General features: G+C 44.6%; 21 protein-coding genes and 1 tRNA gene. 10 read left to right on the top strand and 12 right to left on the bottom strand.

Features of this window, described 5'->3' with window-relative positions:
* Positions 1-218: 218 nt before the first annotated feature.
* The 4 genes from ACMCM8_RS14965 to folM all read right to left on the bottom strand — a co-directional run bounded on the left by ACMCM8_RS14965 (position 219) and on the right by folM (position 4,464).
* A complete protein-coding gene (locus tag ACMCM8_RS14965) occupies positions 219-1,406 on the bottom strand; it encodes an alpha/beta hydrolase-fold protein (protein WP_412723387.1) in 1,188 nt (395 codons plus the stop codon).
* A 289-nt stretch (positions 1,407-1,695) separates the two neighbouring features.
* Positions 1,696-2,589 (bottom strand): carbon-nitrogen hydrolase, encoded by an 894-nt coding sequence (locus ACMCM8_RS14960; RefSeq protein ID WP_412723386.1) that lies wholly within the window; start codon positions 2,587-2,589, stop codon positions 1,696-1,698.
* Positions 2,576-3,640, bottom strand: a complete 1,065-nt coding sequence (locus tag ACMCM8_RS14955) for an agmatine deiminase family protein (protein ID WP_412723385.1) — start codon at positions 3,638-3,640, stop codon at positions 2,576-2,578. Before ACMCM8_RS14955 ends, ACMCM8_RS14960 begins: the two co-directional genes overlap by 14 nt.
* Before the next feature lie 116 nt (positions 3,641-3,756).
* A complete protein-coding gene (gene folM, locus ACMCM8_RS14950) occupies positions 3,757-4,464 on the bottom strand; it encodes a dihydromonapterin reductase (RefSeq protein WP_412723384.1) in 708 nt (235 codons plus the stop codon).
* A gap of 157 nt (positions 4,465-4,621) precedes the next feature.
* On the opposite strand from folM, the gene folE reads away from it, so the two are divergent.
* Positions 4,622-5,305 carry a GTP cyclohydrolase I FolE gene (gene folE, locus ACMCM8_RS14945; protein WP_412723383.1) on the top strand — a complete coding sequence of 228 codons (684 nt, stop codon included), beginning with the start codon at positions 4,622-4,624 and terminating at the stop codon, positions 5,303-5,305.
* Between the two features lie 142 nt (positions 5,306-5,447).
* On the opposite strand, the gene ACMCM8_RS14940 is transcribed toward folE, so the two are convergent.
* Positions 5,448-5,657, bottom strand: coding sequence for a hypothetical protein (locus tag ACMCM8_RS14940; RefSeq protein ID WP_412723382.1), 210 nt, complete (start codon positions 5,655-5,657; stop codon positions 5,448-5,450).
* A gap of 339 nt (positions 5,658-5,996) precedes the next feature.
* On the bottom strand, positions 5,997-7,943 hold the full coding sequence (locus ACMCM8_RS14935; RefSeq protein WP_412723381.1) for an alpha-amylase family protein: 1,947 nt from the start codon (positions 7,941-7,943) through the stop codon (positions 5,997-5,999).
* Between the two features lie 290 nt (positions 7,944-8,233).
* On the opposite strand from ACMCM8_RS14935, the gene ACMCM8_RS14930 reads away from it, so the two are divergent.
* Positions 8,234-9,451: an MFS transporter gene (locus ACMCM8_RS14930; protein WP_412727738.1), complete on the top strand. Its 1,218-nt coding sequence runs from the start codon at positions 8,234-8,236 to the stop codon at positions 9,449-9,451.
* A 139-nt stretch (positions 9,452-9,590) separates the two neighbouring features.
* On the opposite strand, the gene gloA2 is transcribed toward ACMCM8_RS14930, so the two are convergent.
* Both gloA2 and ACMCM8_RS14920 read right to left on the bottom strand, forming a co-directional pair.
* Positions 9,591-9,974 (bottom strand): SMU1112c/YaeR family gloxylase I-like metalloprotein, encoded by a 384-nt coding sequence (gloA2, locus tag ACMCM8_RS14925; RefSeq protein ID WP_412723380.1) that lies wholly within the window; start codon positions 9,972-9,974, stop codon positions 9,591-9,593.
* Between the two features lie 22 nt (positions 9,975-9,996).
* On the bottom strand, positions 9,997-10,947 hold the full coding sequence (locus ACMCM8_RS14920; RefSeq protein ID WP_412723379.1) for an aldo/keto reductase: 951 nt from the start codon (positions 10,945-10,947) through the stop codon (positions 9,997-9,999).
* A gap of 206 nt (positions 10,948-11,153) precedes the next feature.
* Here ACMCM8_RS14920 and ACMCM8_RS14915 point away from each other — a divergent pair, with 206 nt between their 5' ends.
* From ACMCM8_RS14915 to dbpA, 3 genes are all read left to right on the top strand, one after another.
* A complete protein-coding gene (locus ACMCM8_RS14915; protein WP_412723378.1) occupies positions 11,154-11,690 on the top strand; it encodes a lipocalin family protein in 537 nt (178 codons plus the stop codon).
* Positions 11,691-11,755: 65 nt separating this feature from the next.
* On the top strand, positions 11,756-12,802 hold the full coding sequence (gene pyrC / locus ACMCM8_RS14910) for a dihydroorotase (protein ID WP_412723377.1): 1,047 nt from the start codon (positions 11,756-11,758) through the stop codon (positions 12,800-12,802).
* A gap of 207 nt (positions 12,803-13,009) precedes the next feature.
* Positions 13,010-14,389 (top strand): ATP-dependent RNA helicase DbpA, encoded by a 1,380-nt coding sequence (gene dbpA, locus ACMCM8_RS14905; RefSeq protein ID WP_412723376.1) that lies wholly within the window; start codon positions 13,010-13,012, stop codon positions 14,387-14,389.
* 66 nt (positions 14,390-14,455) lie between these two features.
* Here dbpA and ACMCM8_RS14900 read toward each other — a convergent pair whose 3' ends face one another.
* On the bottom strand, positions 14,456-15,148 hold the full coding sequence (locus tag ACMCM8_RS14900) for a lysoplasmalogenase (RefSeq protein WP_412723375.1): 693 nt from the start codon (positions 15,146-15,148) through the stop codon (positions 14,456-14,458).
* 99 nt (positions 15,149-15,247) lie between these two features.
* Positions 15,248-17,317 carry a M13 family metallopeptidase gene (locus tag ACMCM8_RS14895; RefSeq protein ID WP_412723374.1) on the bottom strand — a complete coding sequence of 690 codons (2,070 nt, stop codon included), beginning with the start codon at positions 17,315-17,317 and terminating at the stop codon, positions 15,248-15,250.
* A 319-nt stretch (positions 17,318-17,636) separates the two neighbouring features.
* On the opposite strand from ACMCM8_RS14895, the gene ACMCM8_RS14890 reads away from it, so the two are divergent.
* Positions 17,637-18,263 (top strand): RraA family protein, encoded by a 627-nt coding sequence (locus ACMCM8_RS14890; RefSeq protein ID WP_412723373.1) that lies wholly within the window; start codon positions 17,637-17,639, stop codon positions 18,261-18,263.
* Positions 18,264-18,448: 185 nt separating this feature from the next.
* Here the strand turns inward: ACMCM8_RS14890 and ACMCM8_RS14885 are convergent, their stop codons facing one another.
* Together ACMCM8_RS14885 and ACMCM8_RS14880 are read right to left on the bottom strand one after the other, a co-directional pair.
* On the bottom strand, positions 18,449-18,958 hold the full coding sequence (locus ACMCM8_RS14885) for a DUF6265 family protein (RefSeq protein WP_412723372.1): 510 nt from the start codon (positions 18,956-18,958) through the stop codon (positions 18,449-18,451).
* A 56-nt stretch (positions 18,959-19,014) separates the two neighbouring features.
* Positions 19,015-20,232: an EAL and HDOD domain-containing protein gene (locus ACMCM8_RS14880; RefSeq protein WP_412723371.1), complete on the bottom strand. Its 1,218-nt coding sequence runs from the start codon at positions 20,230-20,232 to the stop codon at positions 19,015-19,017.
* A gap of 459 nt (positions 20,233-20,691) precedes the next feature.
* On the opposite strand from ACMCM8_RS14880, the gene ACMCM8_RS14875 reads away from it, so the two are divergent.
* The 4 genes from ACMCM8_RS14875 to nusG all read left to right on the top strand — a co-directional run bounded on the left by ACMCM8_RS14875 (position 20,692) and on the right by nusG (position 23,785).
* Complete coding sequence (locus ACMCM8_RS14875) at positions 20,692-22,533, top strand: ABC transporter ATP-binding protein (RefSeq protein ID WP_412723370.1); 1,842 nt, start codon at positions 20,692-20,694, stop codon at positions 22,531-22,533.
* A gap of 166 nt (positions 22,534-22,699) precedes the next feature.
* Positions 22,700-22,776: transfer RNA gene (locus tag ACMCM8_RS14870), tRNA-Trp, on the top strand.
* Positions 22,777-22,854: 78 nt separating this feature from the next.
* Complete coding sequence (secE, locus tag ACMCM8_RS14865) at positions 22,855-23,232, top strand: preprotein translocase subunit SecE (RefSeq protein ID WP_412723369.1); 378 nt, start codon at positions 22,855-22,857, stop codon at positions 23,230-23,232.
* A gap of 4 nt (positions 23,233-23,236) precedes the next feature.
* Positions 23,237-23,785, top strand: coding sequence for a transcription termination/antitermination protein NusG (gene nusG, locus ACMCM8_RS14860; RefSeq protein ID WP_412723368.1), 549 nt, complete (start codon positions 23,237-23,239; stop codon positions 23,783-23,785).
* Positions 23,786-24,113: the final 328 nt, after the last annotated feature.

The raw sequence follows: 24,113 nt of genomic DNA, 5'->3' as shown, positions 1-24,113 counted from the left end.
TTGGTATTAACATTGTAAGCCCTCATCTTTTTATACTAAGACGAAGCAAAGCATATTTGGGTTCGCCGTTTTTAAAAAAGAATCGGGATGAATGAGAGTGGGTGGTTTATTTAAGGATGTTGGGGTAGAGATTTTTGTGCAAGAAAGCGGCTTTGGATTTAATTTAAGTTTGTTAAAAAACCTTAGAATGCAGACGTTGGATGATGTCATATCTTCAGCTAATTAGACTCGCTTAATTTGTTCTTAATATTATCACAGCGCTGTGTATAGCTCTGATAATTGCTAGACTCGGAATCGCTATGTTGGAGGCTGTGGTTACAGTGCTTCAATGCTTGGTCAAGTTGTCCGCTTGCCTGATAGAGCTGCGCTAGACCATCATGAGACATATCAGAATTGGGATTCTGACTTATGTTATATTCCAGAATTTCAATTCCTTTTTTCAAGTCCTCATCTGCCCACAAGTGGTACATGCCAGCGTTAAACATCATGCCTTGAGTAGCATTGATTTCAATGCCTACCTCTAAAGATAATTCTTCAAAGTGCTTCATGATTGAATCTAAGCCCTGCTTAATCTTTGCAGTTGGCAAAGGGAACTTTCTATAAAGCGAACGCAGTGCGTAAAAAGGCCCAATAACGCCAGTGGAAGTATGATATTCCTGTTCCAAATGATGTGATACAAATCTAAATTTTGCAGGTGCTTCGCTATCAATGTATTCAACTAGTTCCATGTAACCATTGCGCATTGCAATTGAGTTTTCATAGGGGTCGTCCAAACCTTCATTACCCATGTTCATGTACAGGAAGTTGTGGTAAATGGGTTTTGATTTTAAAAATGCAATTACTGAATTCACCGTTGTTTTACCATCCCAATACAATGAAGGGCTAAAAGCAAAGTGGGCGTCAAACAAATCAGGCTTGGCCTGCATAGTATGAAGAGTGAACAGACCTCCCAGCGAGTGTCCAGCTAATATTTTAAAGCCGTTAGTCTTAAAGCGTTTATCTATCTCGGGGATTAATTCGTGCTCGATATGCTGCAAAAGCAAATCTGCACCGCCGGTACCTTCGCGCCCCTGAAATACTGTAGGTGTCAAATCAAGAACGCGATTGCTATGCTCAATGCCAATGAGTATGAATTCGGGAGTCATCCCTCCTTCAGCAAGCGTGTCTGATATATTAAAATAGTGTTGTATGTATCTTTTATCATCCAACAGATAGATGACTGGATATTTATTTTTTGTACCCGCTTCGTATGTTCTAGGAAGTTTTACGTAGAAGCTACGATTCTCCTTATAAATTTCAGACACGATGGTGTATTTCTGAGTTTCAGCTTCAGTTGGAAATGCGCAAAGAGTCAAAAGTGTCAGTGCAATACATGAAATGGTATGTAAGTAAGATTTCGGTATCATCAATGTCCCGCTGTTAATTTAAATCCTTCTACGTGCCAGAATACATGAGCGACAAATAAGTGCCAATTTTCGATAGCGGCTTTGCGCGGGGGAATTGATTAACTCATCGTTAAATCCGAGTGGCTATGCGTCTATTGCCACAGAGCGTACATAACCGCCATTCATATCCGGTCACTTAAACAGCTCTCAAAACGAAAAAACACACAAACAAAAAGAGCGACCCGTTGGTCGCTCTTCAATGAAAACCTCTTAGCACAGATTTTATTTAACGTGCGCTTTTAGCACTTCACTAATCGCGCCAGCGCTTGGTTAAATCCTCATAGGCGTCGATGCGACGATCGCGGAAGTAAGGCCAGATACGCTTCACTTTTTCGGTGCGTTCCATGTCTAGTTCTACCGTTAGCGTGGTTTCTTCGTCTGACTTAGCTTTTGCCAGAATTTCTCCCTGAGGACCAGCAACAAAGCTTTGTCCCCAGAACTGAATACCCGGGTCGCCTTCTATCGGCGACGCTTCAAAACCAGTGCGGTTTGCCACAATAACGGGGACTGAGTTAGCCACAGCATGCGCGCGCTGAATGGTTTCCCATGCGCCGTGCTGACGTGTGCGTTCTTCTGGTGTATCGGTTAAATCCCAACCAATAGCGGTGGGGTAAAACAATAAGTCTGCACCCGCCATGGCCATTAATCGGGCAGCTTCCGGGTACCATTGATCCCAGCATACTAAAACACCCAATTTACCTACGCTGGTTTCAATCGGAGTAAAGCCCATGTCTCCTGGCGTGAAGTAAAACTTCTCGTAAAACCCAGGGTCGTCAGGAATGTGCATTTTGCGGTATTTACCAGCAATGGTTTTGCTTCTGTCAAATACCACAGCTGTATTGTGATACAGCCCAGAGCCGCGTTTTTCAAACAAGGAGGTCACTAACACTATGTTGTGTTTTTCAGCCAACTCACCAAAAAAATCAGTGGCCGGACCTGGGATAGGCTCTGCTAAATCGAAGGCATCAGTATCTTCTTGCTGACAGAAGTACAAAGTACTGTGCAGCTCTTGAAGCAGAATACACTCGCAGCCTTCTGCCGCTAACTTGGCTATTTGCTCGGCACTTTTGTTCCAGTTCGTTGCTTTGTCGTTATCTGCAACGGCCTGTTGTACCAGACCAACTTTTAGCTTAGTTGGGCGCATGTAATGTCACTCCTTTTTTTAGGGTGGTGATAATTGAATCTTTTAACGTATTTGTGGGTACTTGCATGGAAATACAATGCAAGCTGCCGTATTGCCTAACCAGTACACTGCAATCAATAGGCTCTACGAAGAAATCGGGGTGCGCTTTTTGCACTATTTCAATGGCAGCCGCGTCTTCTTTCTGGCCATATACAGGTAACAAAACAGCCTTGTTACAAATTAAATAATTCGCATAAGATGCCGGCAGTCTGTCGCCCTCATCGTTTTCGATATAGGGTAGTGGCAGGTGGAATTGCTCATGGTCAGGTAATTCCAGTGCGCACTCATCGCACAATGCTTTTAACCCTTCGTAATGACTGTCGTTAGGACGGTTGTCGCAGGCTTGGATCACAAGCCCTTTGTGAGGTGTAAAGCGCACCAGCGTGTCGATGTGACCGTCGGTATCATCCCCTTCCAGGTGGCCGTGCTGCAAAACCGTTACCTTACTGCAACCTAACATGTCTTTAAATGCATCTTCATAGGCACTGAGAGACATATCACCATTGCGCTCTGGATTAAGCAGGCATTGCGCAGTGCTAAGTAAATGGCCGTCTTCGTCAATTTCCAGCGCACCGCCTTCTGCAACAATGGGACTGCTGCGCAATACCGATTTACACATAGCCGCTAAATAGCGCTGATTCGCTAAATTGTCTTCGCTGGCGTTAAACTTATTACCCCAGCCGTTAAAACGAAACTCTACCGGAGAGCCATTGCCTTCGCTGTCTTTTACGGTAATAAAGCCATAATCGCGCATCCAGGTGTCATTGAATGACGCAGGAACCACAAGCACGCGGGCGTTTTCAGGTAATCGACGGGTAAGATCGTCAACATCACCTGGTGCGCATAAGATGATCACCCCAGCATGGTAGCGGTTGATGGCAGCAATCACATTGAGATAGGTGGCTCTGGCTTCTTCCAGCCACGGTGCCCAGTCGGTCTGCGAGTGTGGCCATGCTAACATAACGGCATCGACATCGTGCCATTCCGGCGCCATAGTGCGGTTGCCCTGCATAATATTTCCCAGTCAATCAATAAAGCGGTGATTATAGCGATCACCGTGCCTCTGACCAAGGCAACCGGTGATGAAATTAATTGGCGGTGACGATTAGCAATTGCGTTAGTCACGGTTCACTTTAAGTGGCGCCCTCCATTTAAATGCAGCGTCTGTCCGGTGAGGTAGTCACTGTTTAAAATGTAATGCATGGCTTTAACCGCTTCTTGTGCACCTGGCACTACTTCCAGCAAAGACTTTTTCAGCGCTTTTGCTTTATAGGCGTCATCGTCGTGGTCGTTGAACATAAGCAAAGCCGGCGCAATGCTATTTACTTTTACTTTTGGCGCGAGCTTTTTAGCAAAGGAGAGTGTGAGGTTGTGCAATGCTGCCTTACTGGCTGCATAAGCCATGTGTTTCTCACTACCCGTCTCCTGCACGTAATCGGTCATATGAATGATATCTGCCGTAGTCGCTGTGCTTGAAAGGGCATCTTTCAGTGCAAGGTTAATACGGTATGGCGCAATGGCGTGTACCATCATCATGCGCTGCATAAGCGCGTGTTTATCTTCGTTGTGTTGCTCCATCGCCCAGTCAGATGCGTTGTGTATAACGGCTCGATAGGTTTTACTGATTGCCTTAATCTCATCAATTGCTCGATCAATAGCCGCCTCAGTGCTAAAATCCGCTTGTAAAACTGTTGCGCCTTTGTCTTTTAGCTTAGCAATACTGGGGCGCGGTGTTCGGTAGGTCACAACCACGCTATAGCCTTGTGTTAATAAGCTCTCTGCCATAGCAAGGCCAAGACGCTGACTTGCGCCTGTGATTAAAACGGGTGAACTCAAGATATTGTCCTTTTATAAAAGGTCGCAGTTTTATTATTTAGTGCCACATGCACATGGGTGACGATGATATTAAAAAAAAGTCATGTTACCCAGTAATCGATCTGTAACGAATTGCATTGCGTAACAGATCAAAAAAGAAGTAACAACGGATAAAGTAATGTTAGCAAAAGAAGCGGTAATTGTGCGTGATGCACTAGACCCCTCGATATCAGAGCCTGCACAACGCGTAAGAAAAGCACTTGAAGCCAAAGGGTTAGAAACACCTATGGTGGTAAATGGCCTATCTGATGAGCAAAAGCGCCAGCGTATCGCCGTTGCCATGCGTGATGTTATGGAGACCCTTGGGTTAGATCTTACCGATGACAGCCTGTGCGACACACCCACGCGTATTGCAAAAATGTATGTTGATGAAATTTTTGGTGGGTTGGACTATCGCCGTTTTCCAAAAATTACTGCTATCGAAAACAAAATGCAGATTGATCAGCCAGTGCAGGTGTCTGACATCAGCCTAACCAGTACCTGCGAGCATCACTTTGTGACTATCGATGGCACTGCCACAGTGGCGTACATTCCGAAAGATACCGTAATTGGGTTGTCGAAACTCAACCGACTAGTAAGCTTTTTTGCGCAACGCCCTCAGGTGCAAGAACGTCTGACTCAGCAAATACTGGTAGCTATTCAAACACTCGCCCGCACTGACGACGTTGCGGTCAGTATTAATGCTACGCATTACTGCGTGAAAGCGCGGGGTATTCGGGATACTAACTCATACACGAAAACGTCAGCACTGGGCGGCCGTTTCCTGTCTGACAGCGAGTTGAAGCGAGAATTTTTCCGATAGGAAGTCTCTTTCGTTGAAAGCGTATTTCGCGCACTAGGGTAGATAACGGGTGTATGGCGCTTGTCTAATCCAATACCAATCAGAAAAACCGCTTCAAAATGAGCGGTTTTTTAGTGTCAGGTAAAATGTATAGCGCCACTTGTTAATTGATAACTTTGTCTGAGTCTACGGCATCGATTATTAAATTTACACTGCCGCCAATGCCTTCGGCGGGAGTTAAACTGAGAATTCTATTGCAATTACTACAGGCTTCCTGCTTTTCGCGATACATGTCGCGAACCCCTTTTAATAGGAAATTGTTAATAGTGCCGCAATAGGGGCACATATATTCCAAAGCATCATCACTTTGCATACTCTTGTCCGTTACCTTTAATCACATGTCCATATGAATACTGTTTTCGTTGTACTCGCGTTGCTGATTTGCCTTTCTTCACAAAGTAGCTGGCAGGCGCGTTTACAGTACGAAAATTTTGAACAATTCGATTTGTTCATTTTCAGAGTATAGATTAAATCTGTAATAGCGCAGGTAATCCTCTCAACAAAGTTAGTAAGTATTTGGCGGGCAAAGAGATTAAAACTGGCAGTATGACTAAAGTGAAGCACTACCTCTTACTCAATCACTCTCACAGTGTGCAAGAGTGAATATTGGTAAACCTAAATACCGCACGCAGAACACTGAGAGTCTGATTTATCAGGTGTAGAGCCAGATTTGTTGGAAAGGCTTCAGTGTAATATTGCTTTCGTCGCCCTGATAACGCACTGCTGAAAGCAGGTCAGTACAGGGGTTATTCTCTATTTCCTTCAGAATATCACCGTCAATGTGTTGTTCGTACTCACTGAAATTACATAGTACAAGTAAACGTTGCCCCGCCTGTTGCGTTCGTACAAAGGAAAAGCAATGCTGATTCCCAGCTTCAATAATCTGAGTAGTAGCAACACCAAATACACAATGGCTTTTACGGATGTGCAACATGCGCTTAAGCCCGTCAAATACGGCTTTACTAGCTTGTTCCTTTAAGGTAGTCGGTGTGTCTGAAGAAAGTGCAAGCGCGGTATCTTGCTCAGTCACACGAATGCGATTAACCCAGCGATCATCGTGTTTCTTACTCGTGTCATTGCGATAGCTGTAGTCATTCAACTTCGCTATTTCGTCACTGGAATATAAAAGTGGTATTCCGCCAATACTGAAGGTGATGCCATACAGCAAAAGCATGCGTTTCACAGCGTTATCAATAGAGAGGCGATCGCGCTTTTCCAGTGCCCCTTCAAGCCCGCACAACGACGCTAACGAACCGCATACTCGACAGTCTCCATTGGATGGGTTTTCGGCAAAAGGCACGCCGTTGGCAAAACTTCCCTTAAACCTGCCAGTATAAAACTGATTCAAAAAGTGGCGGTGATCATAGGGATTAATGCCCAACTCGTGCGCAACTGCGTCGTCAAAAGTCCAGCCTATATCATCATGGCATCTGACATAGTTTACCCAACTGCACGCTTCAGAGATGGGGAAGCTTTTTTTCATTGAACGGGTTAACAGACGTGTTTTTCGCGTCGCCAATGAATTCCACAGTAATGCCATCAGTAACGGGTTATAAGACAATTGACACTCATTTTTATCAATATATTTCAAGACTTCGTCGGGATGCACGATGGCTTCTGATTTAAATACCACGGCAGGTGCCACTATTTGTAAACAGGCATTAAAAGCCTGAATAAGTACATGTGCTTTTTCTTGGTTTTCGCAATTGGTGCCCATTTCTTTCCAGATAAACGCCAATGCATCGAGTCGCAATGCAGCACAGCCTATATTGGCCAGAAACAACATCTCTGCTGCTATATCGTTGAACACCTCAGGATTGCTGTAGTTCAAATCCCACTGAAAACTATTAAAGGTCGTCCATACCCACTTTTCCATTTGTTCGTTATACGTAAAACTGCCTCTGCGCACTTGAGGGAAAATTTCGCGCAAGCTGTGCTCATATTGGTCGGGTAGGGTTCTGTCGTCAAAAAGGTAGTAATAGTGTTGATACCGCGGGTCGCCAGTCAAGGCTGCTTTCGCCCACCTGTGTTCGTCTGAGGTATGGTTGAAAACAAAATCCAGCACCAGGTTAATTCCTTCTTCTTGCAGCGCTGTTGCCAGTTTTTCCAAATCCGCTATGGTACCAAGCGATGGATTAACCTTGCGATAATCACTTACCGCGTAACCGCCATCACTATCCCCTTTGGGGGCGTCATACAAGGGCATAAGGTGCAAATAAGTAATGCCTAACGCTTTGTAGTAGGGAATTTTATTGTGTAAGTCATTAATTGTTGGGCCCATTAAATCGACGTAGGCTGCCATTCCCACCTGCTTTTCCTCCCGATACCACAAGGGGGAGTTAGTGCGAAGCTCATCCAACTTTTTCAATTTAGGTTTACGATTTTTGACCCCTTCTCGTAATACCTCGACCAATTTTTGTAGATGAAAATAGCAGTCGTATTGGTGCCCATAAACGCGAACATATTTTTCAAACAAGGTAGGGAAGTACGCCTTTAAACGACGGGTAAAAAGCGTCGCATCTTTTTTGGTGAGCCCTGACAAATCAATGGATGCCAAAATACGCTCCAAACACACGTTGCTGTCAGCTGCATAATTCATAAATACTTCACCTTACTTCGCCCAAGGGTAAACCTATCCGTCAAAATTGTTAGTCGAATTATCAGGTTTACAGACTATTTAAATTCTGTTAACTTTTATCTTAAACGATTAAGTTATTTTAGCAAATTATTTTACTTCTGTATTTCATGCTGGTGAGTTTTACAAAAATAGGCCAGTAAGTAGAAATAGGTTGCTGGTTTAACTAAGCGCTCTTAACCGTAGTTTTTGTGAGAACGACTATGTCCAATCAGGATCCTAGCAGCAAAGTTATCAGGTGGTTAACCTATTTGATGTTTATGATGTTTGCCATGACATCAGATTCAGTGGGTGAGATCATTAAAGAGGTAAAAGTCGCGTTCTCTGTTACCAATGCGCAAGCCAGCTTAATGCATTCACTTCCTATGCTGGGTATTGCACTTTCTGGACTTTTTCTCGGTTTTTTGGCTGATAAATTGGGGCGTAAGCCAACTATTATCATTGGATTAGCGTTGTACGCTTTGGCGTGTTTTAGCTTTTACATCGCGAACGATTTTTTACTGATAGTGAGTTTGATGAGTTTGACAGGCATTGCTGTTGGTCTTTTTAAAACTGGCGCCCTTGCGCTGATTGGTGATATTTCAACTTCAGCAAAACAACATACCTCAACAATGAATGGTGCAGAAGCCTTCTTTGGAGTGGGGGCTATCATTGGCCCACTGATAGTGGCGTATTTAATTCACCAAGGTGTGGCATGGCAGTGGCTATATATTATTGCCGGTGCAATATGTAGCTTGCTTATCTTGATGGCGTTAGCGGTTAAGTATCCCAGTAACGTACGCGACAGCAGTGAAAGTGATAGACACATATCAGTCATGCAAAGTTTGTCGTTGGTGAAAAATCCTTATGCCTTGTTCTATTCTATAGGTGCTTTTTTATATGTGGCAGCGGAAAGCGCAATTTACGTTTGGATGCCAACTTACCTTGTATGTGACGCAACGTCTTTAAGCGCAAGTTATGAGTGTTATACACAAGGTTTTTCTCAGACATTGGCAATATATTCGGTGACCGCATTTTTTATTTTGCGTGCAGCTGGACGCTTTGTGGGTATTTGGATGATGTCTCACTTCAACTGGTCACTGGTACTGATGCTGTTTAGCGGTGCCATAGTTATTTGCTTTGCCGCAGGCTTGGTGGCAGGAAAGCAGGTGGCGCTGTTTCTGTTTCCCCTTAGTGGAATTTTTATGTCGGTAATCTATCCCACTTTCAACTCAAAGGGCATCAGTTGCTTCCCCAGGCATCAGCACGGTAGCGTAGCCGGAGTTATCTTGTTTTTTACCGCGGCAGGCGCAGCGGCCGGCCCATTTATTATGGGAGTGGTTAGCGATCTTTATGGTGGCGACGCCAAGTATGGCTTTATGGTTGCTACTGCGTTTGCGTCATTATTGTTTGTGGGTCTCGTCTTCAATTATTACTTCAAACCGACCGAGAGAAAACTGGCCGAAATCGAAGCTTCTCAATACGCTAAGTAGCTGCACGGCTTAATGCCAAGAGAAGTGGCGCAGTGTAAAACGAGAAAAAAGCATGGTAACCAGTGCAAGTAGACGCTAAGTGCCTTATGCCAAGCCCCGATGGTGAAAAGGCCCTTCCACACTATGAAAGGGCAATACGTTACACTTGATAAAGTTCCAACGGCAACCCGTCAGGATCTTGAAAGAACGTAAAGCGCTTTTGGGTATAAGGGTCAGTTCTTACTGGCTCACACACCACGCCTTTTAATTTCAACGCTTCTACCGCATTTTCAATATTATCGACTTTGAATGCAAGATGCCGTAACCCCTGTGCTTCAGGGCGAGTAGGGCGCGGTGGCGCGTCAGGAAATGAAAACAGCTCAATTTGACTGCCATCGTCAAGGGAAAGGTCACATTTATACGATGACCTTTCTTTTCGATAGTTTTCATCGAGTACGTTAAACCCGAGCACGTCAGTATAAAAAGCTTTCGAACGGGGGTAATCACTACAAATAATGGCGACGTGATGAAAGCCTTTTAACATACTATTGTTCCTTGTTTTCCGGTTATGGCACTTCTTGGCCGCGAGCAGTTTCAAATAATGCGTACCAATGCTCTCTGGTAAGCTGAACATTCATGGCCTGTTGGCTGGCCTCAATACGCGAGAGGTTTGTTGTACCTAATACAGGGGCAATCTTTGCAGGGTGTCGCATTAACCAACCTAATACAATGGCCTCCGGGGTGGTTTGATACTCAGCCGCTAATTTTGATACTAAATTCGCTGTAGCCAGATCTGTGTCATTTGCTGTTGCTGCGCCGGTATACTTGCCTTTCGCTAAACTTCCCCAGGCTTGAAGCTGAATGTCTTTTTGCATGCAATGTTCCAGAGTACCTGGGGTGTATCCTAAGGTTCGGTTGCCAACACTGTTGGTGGTAATACCGTCTTCTATCCAATCTCGAAACCCTAAACTCATTTCAAGTTGATTGGCGATAATTGGCATGGCTAAACCAGACTGGAGATAAGCGATTTGATGACCGTGCATATTCGATACACCAATGTGTTTTATCTTGCCTTGTTGATGTAATTGTTGAAGGGCTCCTGCTACTTCGTCCAGTTCCATTAAGGGATCGGGGCGATGAAGAAGTAAAATGTCGAGTTGTTCAATATGTAATCTAGAAAGTATGCCCTCTACAGAACGCTTAATGTAGTCGGCTGAAAAATCATATCGCTTTGGTCCTATTTCGTCTTCAAAGCGTATTGCACATTTGGACTGGATAATCATTTTATCTTTTAGATGAGGCGCTGATTTAAGCACCTCACCAAAAACAGTCTCTGCTTTACCAAATGTGTAAATATCAGCGTGGTCAAACACATTGATATCAAGCTCAAGCACTTTTTCAATAATGGCTCTGGTATCGGCAATATCTTGTTGGGATATAGCGTGGTTGTTCCATCCCCCACCAAGACCCATACAGCCGTATATGAGTCGGCTGGCTTGTGGAAAGTATGCTTGCATGCGGTTGTCCCCGTTAAAAAATGTAATTTTGACGGTATAACATAATCTTATGGCTATAAAAATAAAACCCTGTTGAGATAAATCTAAGGGTAACCTTAGGTGAAACACATTAATGTGAGTCAACCAGGGCGTGTAGACCTTGCTGTAAAGTAAAAGTCTGTAAGCCCTGACACAGGCTTCTCTTTTCAGATGATGAGGTATCAATCATGTTAATAAAGTCAATGAGGCAATTCTGTCTATTCTTACTTGTGGTTACTTTGATGGGCTGCACAGGTGTACCTGATAACGTCAAGCCAGTGGAGGGCTTTGAATTACCCAAGTATATGGGCAAATGGTACGAAATAGCGCGCTTTGATCATAGTTTCGAAGAAGGATTAAGCCAGGTTACCGCCACCTATTCGATGAGAGAAGACGGTGGGGTAAAGGTGTTAAATAGGGGCTTTTCAAAAGAAGAAAGCGAATGGGACGAAGCCGAAGGGAAAGCGTATTTTGTGGGCGATCCATCCATTGGTCATTTTAAAGTCTCGTTCTTCGGACCGTTTTATGCCAGTTACGTGATAATGGCGCTGGACAAAAAAGACTATCAATATTCTTTGGTTACCGGCCCAGACAAGTCGTACTTATGGATATTGGCTCGCACGCCTACACTGGACCAAACCACTATCAATCAATTACTTAAGCAAGCACAACTGGCAGGATATGACACTAGTCAATTGATTTGGGTAGCGCACACTGCGCCTTAACGCTCAATTGTGCTATTATTGCGCGCAACCCCGCCCTTTAGTACACGTTTTGAGAGAGTTAAGGCATGCAAACGCTTACCATTACCACACCTGATGATTGGCATCTTCACTTCCGTGACAATGAAATGTTAGCGGAAACGGTTCCGGCAACCGCTCGTTGCTTTCAGCGCGCCATTGTTATGCCTAATTTGGTACCTCCTGTGGTGAATGCCGATATGGCAATGGCGTATAAGGCGCGCATCGAGGCAGCCAGACCGCAGGGCAGTGCGTTTGAGCCATTAATGACTTTGTTTTTAACAAACCAGACTAGTCCTGAAGATATCGCCGAGGCGAAGCGTGCGGGAGTGACAGCGTGTAAGTTATACCCGGCCGGTGCGACTACAAATTCGGAAGCGGCAGTTAAAGGGATAGAAGCTTTGTATCCAGTTTTCCAAGCGATGCAAGAGCACGGATTATTATTGCTTGTACACGGCGAAGTGACAGCGCATCACATTGATATATTCGACCGCGAAAAAGCGTTTATCGATACGCATTTGGGGCCGATAGTAGACGCCTTTCCCCAGTTAAAAGTAGTGTTTGAACATATTACCACTTCAGATGCTGCAGACTTTGTTAAACAGTCCAGCGACTTTGTGGGTGCGACTATCACTCCCCAGCACCTGCTACTGAACAGAAACGACTTGTTGGTAGGTGGAGTAAGACCACACAACTATTGTTTGCCAGTACTAAAACGCAATACACATCAGCAGGCACTGCGGGAAGTGGTGGCCAGTGGCAATAAGAAATTTTTCTTAGGCACAGATTCAGCGCCTCATGCGAAACACAAAAAAGAGAATGCCTGTGGTTGTGCTGGGTGTTATAGCGCGTGGTCAGCAATTGAATTATACGCCGAAGTCTTTGAGCAGTTAGGGGTGATAGAAAAGCTAGAAGGGTTTGCCAGCCATTACGGTGCCGATTTTTATGGTTTACCTCGAAACACCACCAAAACCACATTAGTCAGAGAAGCCTGGACCGTACCTGAGCAAGTGGCATTGGCAGATGGTACTGAAATGGTCCCGTTTTTTGCTGGGCAAACCTTGCAGTGGAAATTACAAACAGCGTTTCAGGCATAGTCGGCCTCAGCGTTATAGATAAAGGCCTGTGTTATATCACGGGCCAATAACTAAGGGCTTACCAGAACGGTCAGCCCAACTGAGACAGCCTGTCATGGGCGCTCCGTATTACCCCTTAAACATCGTTCTCAGTTCGATAAACACAATATGCGTTGCATCACAGCAACAGAACCAATTTGGTGTAGTTCACCCTTGGAAACAGAAGTAATGACAGTAGAAACTATCAAGCAGTTAGACATTAACCCTGAGATTGTAAAAGCGCTGGACGCACAAGGTATTTATCAGCTTTCACCCATTCAGGCGCAGTCGTTACCTGATGCTCTACAGGGAAAAGATATTATCGGTCAGGCGCAGACTGGCAGTGGTAAAACTTTGTGCTTTGTCATTCCCATTCTGGAAAACATAGCGGTAAACGAATTTTCCACACAAGCCGTGATTTTGTGCCCCACAAGAGAATTGGCCGATCAGGTCGCACAGCAGTGTCGTTTAGCGGCAAAACTTATTGGTAATGTGAAAGTGACTACCCTTTGTGGGGGACAACCCATGGGGCCACAAATACAATCGTTAAAGCACAGCCCTCACATTATTGTCGGCACGCCGGGACGGGTTATGGATCACGTACAAAAGCACCGTGTCGATTTAAGTAAGATCCGCATGCGGGTACTCGACGAGGCTGATCGCATGTTGGATATGGGATTTGAAGACGACCTTCGAATTATCTTCTCTCAGGCTCCACGTCAGGTGCAGACCTTGTTATTTTCCGCTACGTATACCGATCCTATCGAGCGCGTGGCTAAACAATACACCACCCAACCTGTCATGTGTAAAGTGGAATCTGTTGACAGTAAACCTGCCATCACTCAACTGGGCTACAGTGTCTTGTCGCACACCAGACTCCAGGCGCTAAAAGCAGTATTGACTCATCACCAACCTAAAAATGCCATTGTATTTTGCAACAGAAAAGTACAAGTGACAGAGGTGGTAGAAGGCCTAATTGAAGAAGGTTTCAGCGCGGCAGGTCTGCAAGGTGATATGGAGCAGCATGCCCGTACCGCTGTGCTAATGCAGTTTGCCAGTGATGCACTGCAAGTATTGGTTGCCACCGATGTGGCAGCGCGTGGCTTGGATATTGACGATGTAGCGTGTGTTATCAATTATACCGTAAGCGAAGAACCCGAAACCCACGTGCACCGTATTGGCAGAACTGCCAGAGCGGGTGCACAGGGAATGGCCATTACTTTGGTTAGTGATGAAGAAGAACACTTTTTAAGAAAAATTGAAGTGCTTCAGCAAAGTGATATTCCTTTAAAAGGTGCCCAAAGCCTGCGTTTTCACAAAAATAAAATTACCCAGCCAGAGTTTACCTGTATTGCGTTAAGTGCGGGTAAAAAGCAAAAGCTGCGCCCCGGTGATCTAGTTGGTGCCCTCACAAAAGATGCCGGTATACCCGGCGATGATGTGGGCAAAATTGCGGTGCAAAACAGTATGAGTTTTATCGCGGTAAAAACACGCAGTGTTAAGCGTGCAATGACACAGTTTCGCGAAGGAAAAATTAAGGGGAAACGAGTAAGAGCCAGAAAACTCTAACCTGTTGCACGCGCTAACTTTACCCAATCAATAGTAGGGACAAGCCATCCAGCTTGTCCTTTTCTTTTACGCTTCCACTCCCTTAGCGTTTGTAGAAAAAGCGTTGATGAGTCCTGCAGTAAGGCAAAACTGTGCGACGTAATAGGTCAGCATGATGAAATAGTCTGACAGTGGGATGGCTTCTTTGAATACAGATTGCGCGATAGCCGCATCGGACAACATAAAAATTATCGCCCCGCATATAATCAGTGCAGATTGAGTGAATAACACCGCACAGACAGACATGGTAGTGATAATACACAAGTACGCGACTACGGGGTAAAGCATTGCGCCTGCTGCGGGTAGTATTCCGATAGCCATATACAGTGCAAAGCAAGCAATGGCCAGACACAGCAATGAAAGTGACAAAGCGGGTTTTAACGAAACTGCTTTTGAATCCAGCGCGCTTCGATGTGCCACTTTGTGTAAATACACAAAGCTAATCACATAAACAATGTGCGCCACAAAAAAGCACAGTAGACCGAACACAAACTGGTTTTCGATGGGTAACGCCAATACGACATCGCCAGCAAGGCTGGCTAACAGTGCTAACATTACCACAAGCCGTTGACTTCCTCTTAGCGCCATAGCACTGCATAGAATTAGAAGTGCTATGGGCAGGCCTTTGATAGCAAATTGGCCAGCGTACGGCGTATAGGGTAATGAGGCCAGATAAACACCCGCTAAAATTACGTAGATAAGGGAAAAACGGTGCGACATGGTAGTTCCTGATAGTAAAAAGCGACCTTAACCGTAAAGCACAATACACTTTACGTTCAAGGTCGCTTCTGATTACGTATTAACGATAGCGTTGTTGTATTACCAAATTTTCACGCGTTGCTCAGGAGGAAGATAAAGGGCGTCTTCTTCTGTCACGTTAAACGCGTCGTAAAATTCTGGTACGTTGCGTACGGCACCGTTAGTGCGGAACTTAGTCGGTGAGTGCGTATCCGTTTGTACCTGGGTACGTAGCGCTTCTTCGCGATATTTGCTGGCCCATACTTGTCCGTATCCAATAAATACGCGCTGATCACCCGTAAAGCCGTCAAGTACTGGGGCTTCTTCACCGTTCAGAGAAAGGTGGTAAGCTTTAAGCGCAATACTAATGCCGCCTAAATCACCAATGTTTTCACCTAGCGTATATTCACCATTGACATGTAGTTCAGGCAATACTTCAAATTGATTGTATTGCTCTATCAGGTTGGCTGTACGTGCTTCGAATTCTCCGCGATCTTGATCTGTCCACCAATTGCGCAACACACCATCGCCGTCAAAGGTTGAACCTGAGTCGTCGAATCCATGGCCTATCTCGTGACCGATTACTGCCCCAATACCACCGTAATTCACGGCATCTTCAGAATTCATGTCGAAAAACGGAGGTTGCAAGATGGCAGCAGGAAATACAATCTCATTCAGTGGGGGATTATAATAAGCATTAACGGTTTGCGGTGTCATACCCCACTCATGTGTCCATACTGGACCGCCTTGCTTCTTCAGCATTTCTTCATACAACACATCTGACGACCGCTTAAGGTTGCCAAATAGGTCACTAGCATTCACCGTTAGTGCCGAATAATCACGCCACTGGTCGGGATAGCCAATTTTCACTTTAAACTTCGAAAGTTTGTCTAGTGCTTGTTGACGGGTTTCATCGGTCATCCAATCGAGGTTTTCGATACTTTCTTTGTAAGCAAGTAGCAAGTTGTTGACCATTTCCATCATGCGTTCTTTTGCTTCAGGCGGGAAATGCTGCTTAACGTATACTTTACCAATAAGCTCACCGACGTGAGAATTGGACAAGCTTACAGCTCGGCGCCATTGTGGCTGCTGTTCTTCAACGCCGCGCAGTACTTTGCTATAAAAGTTGAAGTTGGCGTTATCTAAGTCGGCATTTAAACGGCTGGCTGATGCATTTAACAGCCCCCATTTTAAGAAGGTTTTCCATTGTTCAATAGACGTATTGGCAATGACACCATCAATATTCTGCATGTAGTCTTTTTGCAAAATCCCGAGTGAAGGAATATCACTTACTTCAGCCTGAGCCAAATACGCATCCCAGTCAAAGTTAGGCATAAGCGCTTTAAGCTCTTCTATCGATAGCTTGTTATAGTTCTCTGCAAAATTGCGAGCTTGCTCTTTTTTCATGTGCAATTGCGCAATTTCTGTTTCTAGCGCGAACAGCATGTCAGCGCTTGCTTTGGGCGCGTCAAAGCTTGCAAGCTCAAACATGGTTTCAATGTGTGTTACATACGCATCACGGATCTTTTGAGACGTTTCGTCATCTTTAAAGTAATATTCTCGTTCGGGTAAGCCCAGACCAGATTGCCAAGTATACAGCAGATATTCTTTGGGAGACTTAAGATCAGGATACTGACTAAGTGTAAAGGGAGTCGCGTACCCATAGCGAGCAGCATAAGCGAAATATGCAGCAAGGTCAGAATGACTATCGATGGCTTCTATTTTAGCCAGCTCAGGTTCAAGCGGCGCCGTACCCAATGCATTACGCGTTTCCATATCCATGTACGCGCGGTAAAAGTCGCCTACTTTCTGCTCGTCACTACCTGCTTTGAAGTCACCTTCTGCTGAAGACTTAATGATATCCATAACGTGATCTTGTGCTTCATCGCGCAAGATGACAAACGCGCCATAGCTGGATTTGTCGGCAGGGATCTCGAAAGTGTCAAACCATTTACCGTTAACATAGCGGAAAAAGTCGTCGCCCGGATCTACCGAAAGATCCATATTTTTCTGGATGACACCAGAACTTAACTGTTGTTGAACGACTTCGCCACCTTTTGCTGCAGAGGTTGATTGTTCAGTCGACGAGTTTTGTGGGCTGCAGGCTGTTAAAGCCAGTGCCACACTTAAGCTTAAAACGCTACGTAACATTGGGAGGTTTCCTATTCGTTGTAGTGGCCACATTCATTGGGCGGCGTGACCCTTATATTTATTCTGTATTGAGCACATTGTTTCTTTGCTACATGGCTTGGTCAGTACCTGGTTTCCCAGGATAGTGCTGTTCTACAGCGCTGCAAAAAATGTTCAGCAAAGAGCAACAGCCCCGAGTGCTAAACCCTATTTTTTAGCATGGCATAAGCATTAGAAAAAGTATTTATAGTGAAAATACACAGCTTGTAACAACTTGTAATGGACAATTGGGTATAGTGAGTTGAGGTAAACGTTTTTTCATCACTACAAGGAACTGGTCATGCACGATTACAATCTGCCGTTTGATACTATTTCGCCCTGTGAATATGCCGACGCACTGTCCAGAGAACAGTTTATGGACTACGGAATTAAACCCTTATGGCAGGGAATGCCTCGCATTGCTGGACCAGCGTTTACGGTAAAATGTGCTCCAGGTGATCACTTAATGTTGCATGCTGCTATTTATCGAGCACGTCCAGGTGATGTTATTGTAGTGCAAGCTGATGATCAATACGCCGTGGCGGGTGGTAATGTTTGTGCTATTGCCCAGGCAAGAGGGATCAAAGGCTTTGTAGTTGATGGTGTAATTCGCGATCTTGCTCAAACTCGCGAAAATCAATTTCCCGTTTTTGCCCGAGGGGTAATACCTAAACCGGGCGCTAAAAAGTGTATCGCGCCACTTAATCAACCCGTTGTTTGTGGCGGGGTTACCGTAAATGCTGGCGACATTATTGTGGCCGATGAAGAAGGTATAGCGGTAGTGCCGCATAAAGAGGCGGAAAAAGCCTATGAGATAGCTAAAGCACGGGGAGAAAAAGATGCCGCTTTGCCCTTGGCGAAGTGGGAAGCGCAACACAGCGAAAAGGTAGAAACTATTTTAAAGGAATTGGGTTATAGCGAAGCCTAATGGAAATGGTGGCTTAACGTTGCGCAGGCACAATTCGAAAGGAGCGTTATACAAGCATTTTACTTGTTGTTACGGCTCTTCAATTTAGCCGACAGTGTTAGCGCTTTTCGCTTGCAGGACGGTTTCGCCGTTTAAATGCTGCCATTTAAACGGCAAATGGCACACCAAAGTTTACTTGGGCCTATTTACATTACTCTTTTATAGGGGAAGGCTTCTTCTGTGACGGTACCGCCGTGTTCAATAGCGACGTAAATAATCATTTCGTTACCTGACACCCTTTCTAGTGTAAGGCCGTTAAAGAAGATCTTATTTTCTTCGACTTTAACCAAGGCAAAGTCGACGGTTTTGTCTTTCTCTTCCCAACCTACTAAGTCGTGACCAAAGTGTTTGATCCTAAAAATTAATGTTTCATCTTTTTGAATAATGGTTTCGAGCTCATAGAACTGAACTTTGTCACCTACCACCAGTTTAAAAGCCCCCATCATGCTTCCACCAAGCGGTGAAGACCACACTTCTTCAACAACACCCCCAAGCGCGTTGCCACGCCAATGACCTGCTAGCCAGCTTACTGAAGAAAGTTGTGCTTTCGGAGAGGTTTGCCCTTCTTTCAAAAACAACAGGTTAGGGTAGTTAGTTTCGGCGTGTAGATGAGAAGTCAACAGGATGGTGAAGCTGAGTAAAATGAATTTCAACATGGCAGTTTCCTTATTAGCCTAAGCGAGCCTGGGTGAGCTCAACCTCCCCCCTACACTTATTTGATTGATTCGTATGTTTCTGACCAGAGCGTGGCATTTCTGTGCATGTCGGGTAACTCTTCCTGCACAATTCCCACGGTATTGGCTTTTTTTGTTATCGCCCACCAACTACCAGACTCGTAGGCTTTAACTAGCTCTAAGATGAAAAATAGGATGGTTTTTTCACCTAATAGTGCGGTTTTAATATCGTCACTTAATGGCAATTTAGCAAGCAAGGCTTCCATAGGGCTATCAAGTAATGCATCGATCATGGAAAACAAGCCAACCATAAATGCACTGTCGGCAAGCTGTGGCACCACTTGTTTTGCTATTTGCTCACAAAATCTTGCGCGAATGATCGATACTCTAATGATTTCTAATGGCTTATTTTTGTTAAGATGTGCGGTAGCTATCAAGCACACAAATTTTCTAGCCTGCTCTTCCCCTAGGTACACCAACGCCTGCTTAATTGATTCTATGGGCTCTCTTAACACAAATAGCCCCGAGTTGGTAAAGCGCAATAGTTTGTAACTCAAGCTTACGTCTTGCTCAAAATAACGTGCCAATTTGGTGTAGTTGAGGTAAGGCTTAAGGGCTTCGTGGTAAATAATAAGGATCATGGCGTGTTGGGCTTCAATATCCTTATTTTGAATCATTTCTGGTTTGGCAAAGAAATAACCTTGAAAAAAGTCGAACCCCATCTTTTTAGCAATGGCAAATTCTTCCGGAGTCTCTACTTTTTCTGCAAGCAGCTTTAAACCTTTTCGCTGTTTGAATTTCTCCACTAAAGGCGCTATTTCATCAAGCGGTGTGTTTTGAATATCAAACTTCAACAAACGGGTGAAATTGATGAACCGGTCCCATTTTCTGTGATAAAGAAAATCGTCCAGCGCCATTCGATAGCCTTTGTGAAAGAGTTCGCGGCAAGCTTGATAGACTTCGTCGGTGGGTTCTACATCTTCAAGGACTTCTATCACTATATCATTGGGGGGAAGCAGTGCCGGGACACGGTCGATTAAACCTTGCTGGGAAAAATTGATTAGTGCACGCTTTCCGTTAGTTAATGTACTGATACCTACATTGAGATGTTGATTTACAATTAATCGCGACGTGGCCACATTAGGATCGACATCTTTTGGAAAGACATTTTCAATACCGTCGCGAAAAAATACCTCGTAGGCGACCGTTTGTTGACGGCGATTAAAAATGGCTTGGCGCGCGGTAAATACCTTCATTGTTTAATGAGTTAATACTGTTTTATTTCAAAGGCTATTTTGACCTTACTCTAATAACTCAATAATGCCAAGTATCGCTGTTTTTAAAAAAACAGTTTATTTGTCTATTGGTTATGTTTAACACGGCTTTTTTTGCACTGACAATGAGCGCTTAAGCTAAGAGCAACAAAGCGTATATGCGCTGAGATTATCTACGCGAGACATCGCTATTTTGTTTTAGACAATGTAATTTGAGCGGTCATTTATTGACTTTGCTTTGTTATCAATAGGTTCACTCTATTAATGGCATTAATTTAGCGACCGATACCCCGACATCATTGAACAGATCGTGTAAAATTGCGTATAACACACGATTGAGTTTGGGTTTATCAGAAAATCTTCGCCAATGAAGGCCAATTTCGTCCCCATTCTGTATTGCACGCTGTCATACACTTGCCATTGATAACTAACGAGTCCTGCATGTTTTCATTTTTCGAAAAGCTCACCCAGCCATTTCCCGATACGGCCCCGACACAGCCTCCTTCGGGCATTATTGCCTTTTGTCAGTACTACACGAAAGGGATGTGGGGAGTCATACTGACCGTTTCATTGCTCAGTGCAATCGTAGCGGTGCTTGAAGTCACACTATTTGGCTTTCTCGGCCAACTAGTCGATTGGTTTTCAGAACAAAACAGAGAGACGTTTATCGCTGATCAGAAGTTTACCCTGATTGGTATGGGACTGACCGTTGTCGTATTTATACCCCTGTTTATACTGTTGCGTTCTCTGTTCTCACGCCAATCCCTCATGGGAAATTACCCGATGCGTATAAGGTGGCAGGCACATCGCTACCTATTGGGTCAAAGTCTGACGTTCTTCCACGATGAATTTGCAGGACGAGTAGCCACTAAGGTGATGCAAACCGCGTTATCCGTTCGCGAAACAGTCACAAAAGTACTCGATTTACTGGTTTATATCAGTGTGTACTTTATCTCTATGGTAGTGCTGATTTTTACCACTGATTGGCGTTTAGCGATGCCATTGATTGTCTGGTTTTTTGTGTATATCGGCATATTAAAAGTGTTGGTGCCAAAGCTTAAAGATGTATCACAAAAGCAGGCCGATGCCCGTTCTCTTATGACTGGGCGTATTGTGGATAGCTATACCAATATTACAACGGTGAAATTATTCTCACACAGCCGTCGTGAAGCTGATTATGCCAAAGAGAGTATGTCAGGCTTTTTGAAAACGGTTTATCCGCAGATGCGATTAGTCACCATACTCGAATTTTGTGTGGAAATGGCCAACGCCATTTTAATTTTTACGGTGGGAGCGCTGTCTATATTTCTGTGGTTAGAAAACATCGCCAGTGCCGGTGATATCGCCATCGCTATTAGCTTGTGTTTACGCCTCAATGGTATGTCGCACTGGGTAATGTGGGAAGTGTCAGGGTTATTTGAAAACCTTGGTACAGTTCAAGACGGCATGAATACATTGGCGCAACCTATTGCTGTGAAAGACAAAGTAAAAGCCAACGTGTTGCGCGTTGAAGGCGGCGCCATTAATTTTGATAAAGTTAACTTTTCGTATGCCGGTGCGGATAACAAACCCATACAAGTATTTAGTCATCTCGATCTCAAAATTAAACCGGGTGAAAAAGTAGGCCTAGTGGGGCGGTCAGGCGCAGGAAAGTCGACTTTGGTAAATTTGTTGATGCGTTTCTATGATACCCAAAATGGCACTATTACCATTGATGATCAAGACATTACGTCGGTGAGTCAGGACACGTTGCGTGCCAAAATCAGCATGGTGACCCAAGACACATCACTGATGCATCGCTCGGTGCGAGATAACATTTTATATGGCCGTACTGATGCTTCTGAAGAAGAGATGATTAATGCCGCCAAACAGGCTGAGGCCCATGATTTTATTTTAACCCTTACCGACAGCCAGGGGCGCAGTGGCTACGATGCCCATGTGGGAGAGCGGGGCGTGAAATTATCCGGTGGGCAACGCCAGCGCATTGCGATTGCCCGAGTATTGCTAAAAGACGCGCCGGTATTGGTGCTAGATGAAGCGACATCTGCGCTTGATTCAGAAGTGGAAGCAGCTATTCAGGCGTGCCTGGATAAAGTGATGCAAGGCAAAACGGTTGTGGCCATTGCACACCGTCTTTCCACTATCGCCCAAATGGACAGATTGCTGGTGTTAGATAAAGGTAAAATTGTCGAGCAGGGCACCCATTCAGAGCTTATTGCGCACAATGGTATTTACGCGAAATTGTGGGCACACCAAACCGGAGGCTTTATTGGTGTAGAGTGAAGGGACGCAAGGCTTCGGTAGGAATAAAGTTAACGCGATAAAGCGCTTGTATCTTGAAAGTGGTTAAGTATAATACGCGTCCCTCCCTTGCGATACCGCACTTTCCTTCGAAAAGACGCACAATTCACAAGGGTAGTGTAAGTAAATTTTGTCATTATGACGCTAAAGGGGTGTAGTTCGAATTGGTAGAACAGCGGTCTCCAAAACCGATGGTTGGGGGTTCGAGTCCCTCCACCCCTGCCAGTTTATTTACATACAGAATTTTCATTGCGCGTTGAATGAGCGCGTAAAACAACGACGCTGTAGTGCTAGGATCGTAACATGAGCGAAAAGACGGAAAATCAGTCCAATGCGTTGGACATGTTTAAATGGGTAGTAGTATTTGCGCTACTTGCCGGTTTAGTAACCGCTAATACGGTTTACGGTGAGTTATCGGTATTATACCGTGCCATCGCAGCTGTTGTAGTTGTTGTTATTGCTGGTTTTATTGCCGCTTCTACAGAGAAAGGCAGCACCTTTTTGAGCTTTGCGAAAGAGTCTCGCACGGAAGTTCGCAAAGTTGTGTGGCCAACGCGTCAAGAAGCTAACCAGACTACACTCATCGTACTTGCGGCGACGTTGGTCATGGCACTGATATTATGGGGACTAGACGGCATTATTGTTCGTGTAGTTGGCTTTATTACTGGAATAGGAGCATAAGCGTATGTCTGAAGAAGCATTGAAGAAAAGATGGTACGTGGTACAAGCTTATTCACAGTATGAGTCTCGCGTTAAGAAGACCCTACTTGAATACATTAAAATGCACAACATGGAAGACTACTTCGGTCAGGTACTAGTACCAACAGAAGAAGTGGTAGAAATGCGTGCAGGTCAAAAGCGCAAATCAGAGCGTAAGTTTTACCCAGGTTACGTACTGGTAGAAATGGCAATGACCGAAGAGTCTTGGCACTTAGTGAAAAGCGTACCACGTGTATTGGGTTTCATCGGCGGCACCTCTGACCGTCCAATGCCAATTTCACAAAAAGAAGCCGACGCTATCTTAAATCGCCTTGAAGAAAACGTTGATAAGCCAAGACCAAAAACTTTGTTCGAGCCAGGCGAAGTGGTTCGTGTTATCGATGGACCGTTCGCAGACTTCAATGGTGTGGTAGAAGAAGTCGACTACGAAAAGAGCCGCGTAAAAGTGTCGGTACTTATCTTTGGTCGCTCTACACCAGTAGATCTGGAATTTGGTCAGGTCGAAAAAGGCTAAGCCATAGTGATTTTTAAAAAGACGGTTTCACCGTCTTTTTTTATGTCTGAAATATGAGAGTTGCTTGGTCTGATTGTTTTTTTCTTAGAGTGCTAGTAACAATAAAAGCCTGATCTATTCAGGCTTTGGCTCTAGATAACGAAGATGAAAAAACTCAGAAAAGCTACCATGACAAAGCCCACCAATAATAAAACGCCGGAACGTTGAGATATTTTATTGCTGTCGGTAAATGCAGACCAGAAGCTTATGTTTAAAATTCTTTTGATTAGCCAATTCAATGTACAGATGAATACAAGCCAGATCAAAAACGCCATTTCAGCTCTCCTAT

Source organism: Alteromonas sp. D210916BOD_24, assembly GCF_047159385.1.
In the GTDB taxonomy this organism is placed as follows: Bacteria; Pseudomonadota; Gammaproteobacteria; order Enterobacterales; family Alteromonadaceae; genus Alteromonas.
This window is presented reverse-complemented; position numbering and strand designations above follow the sequence as displayed.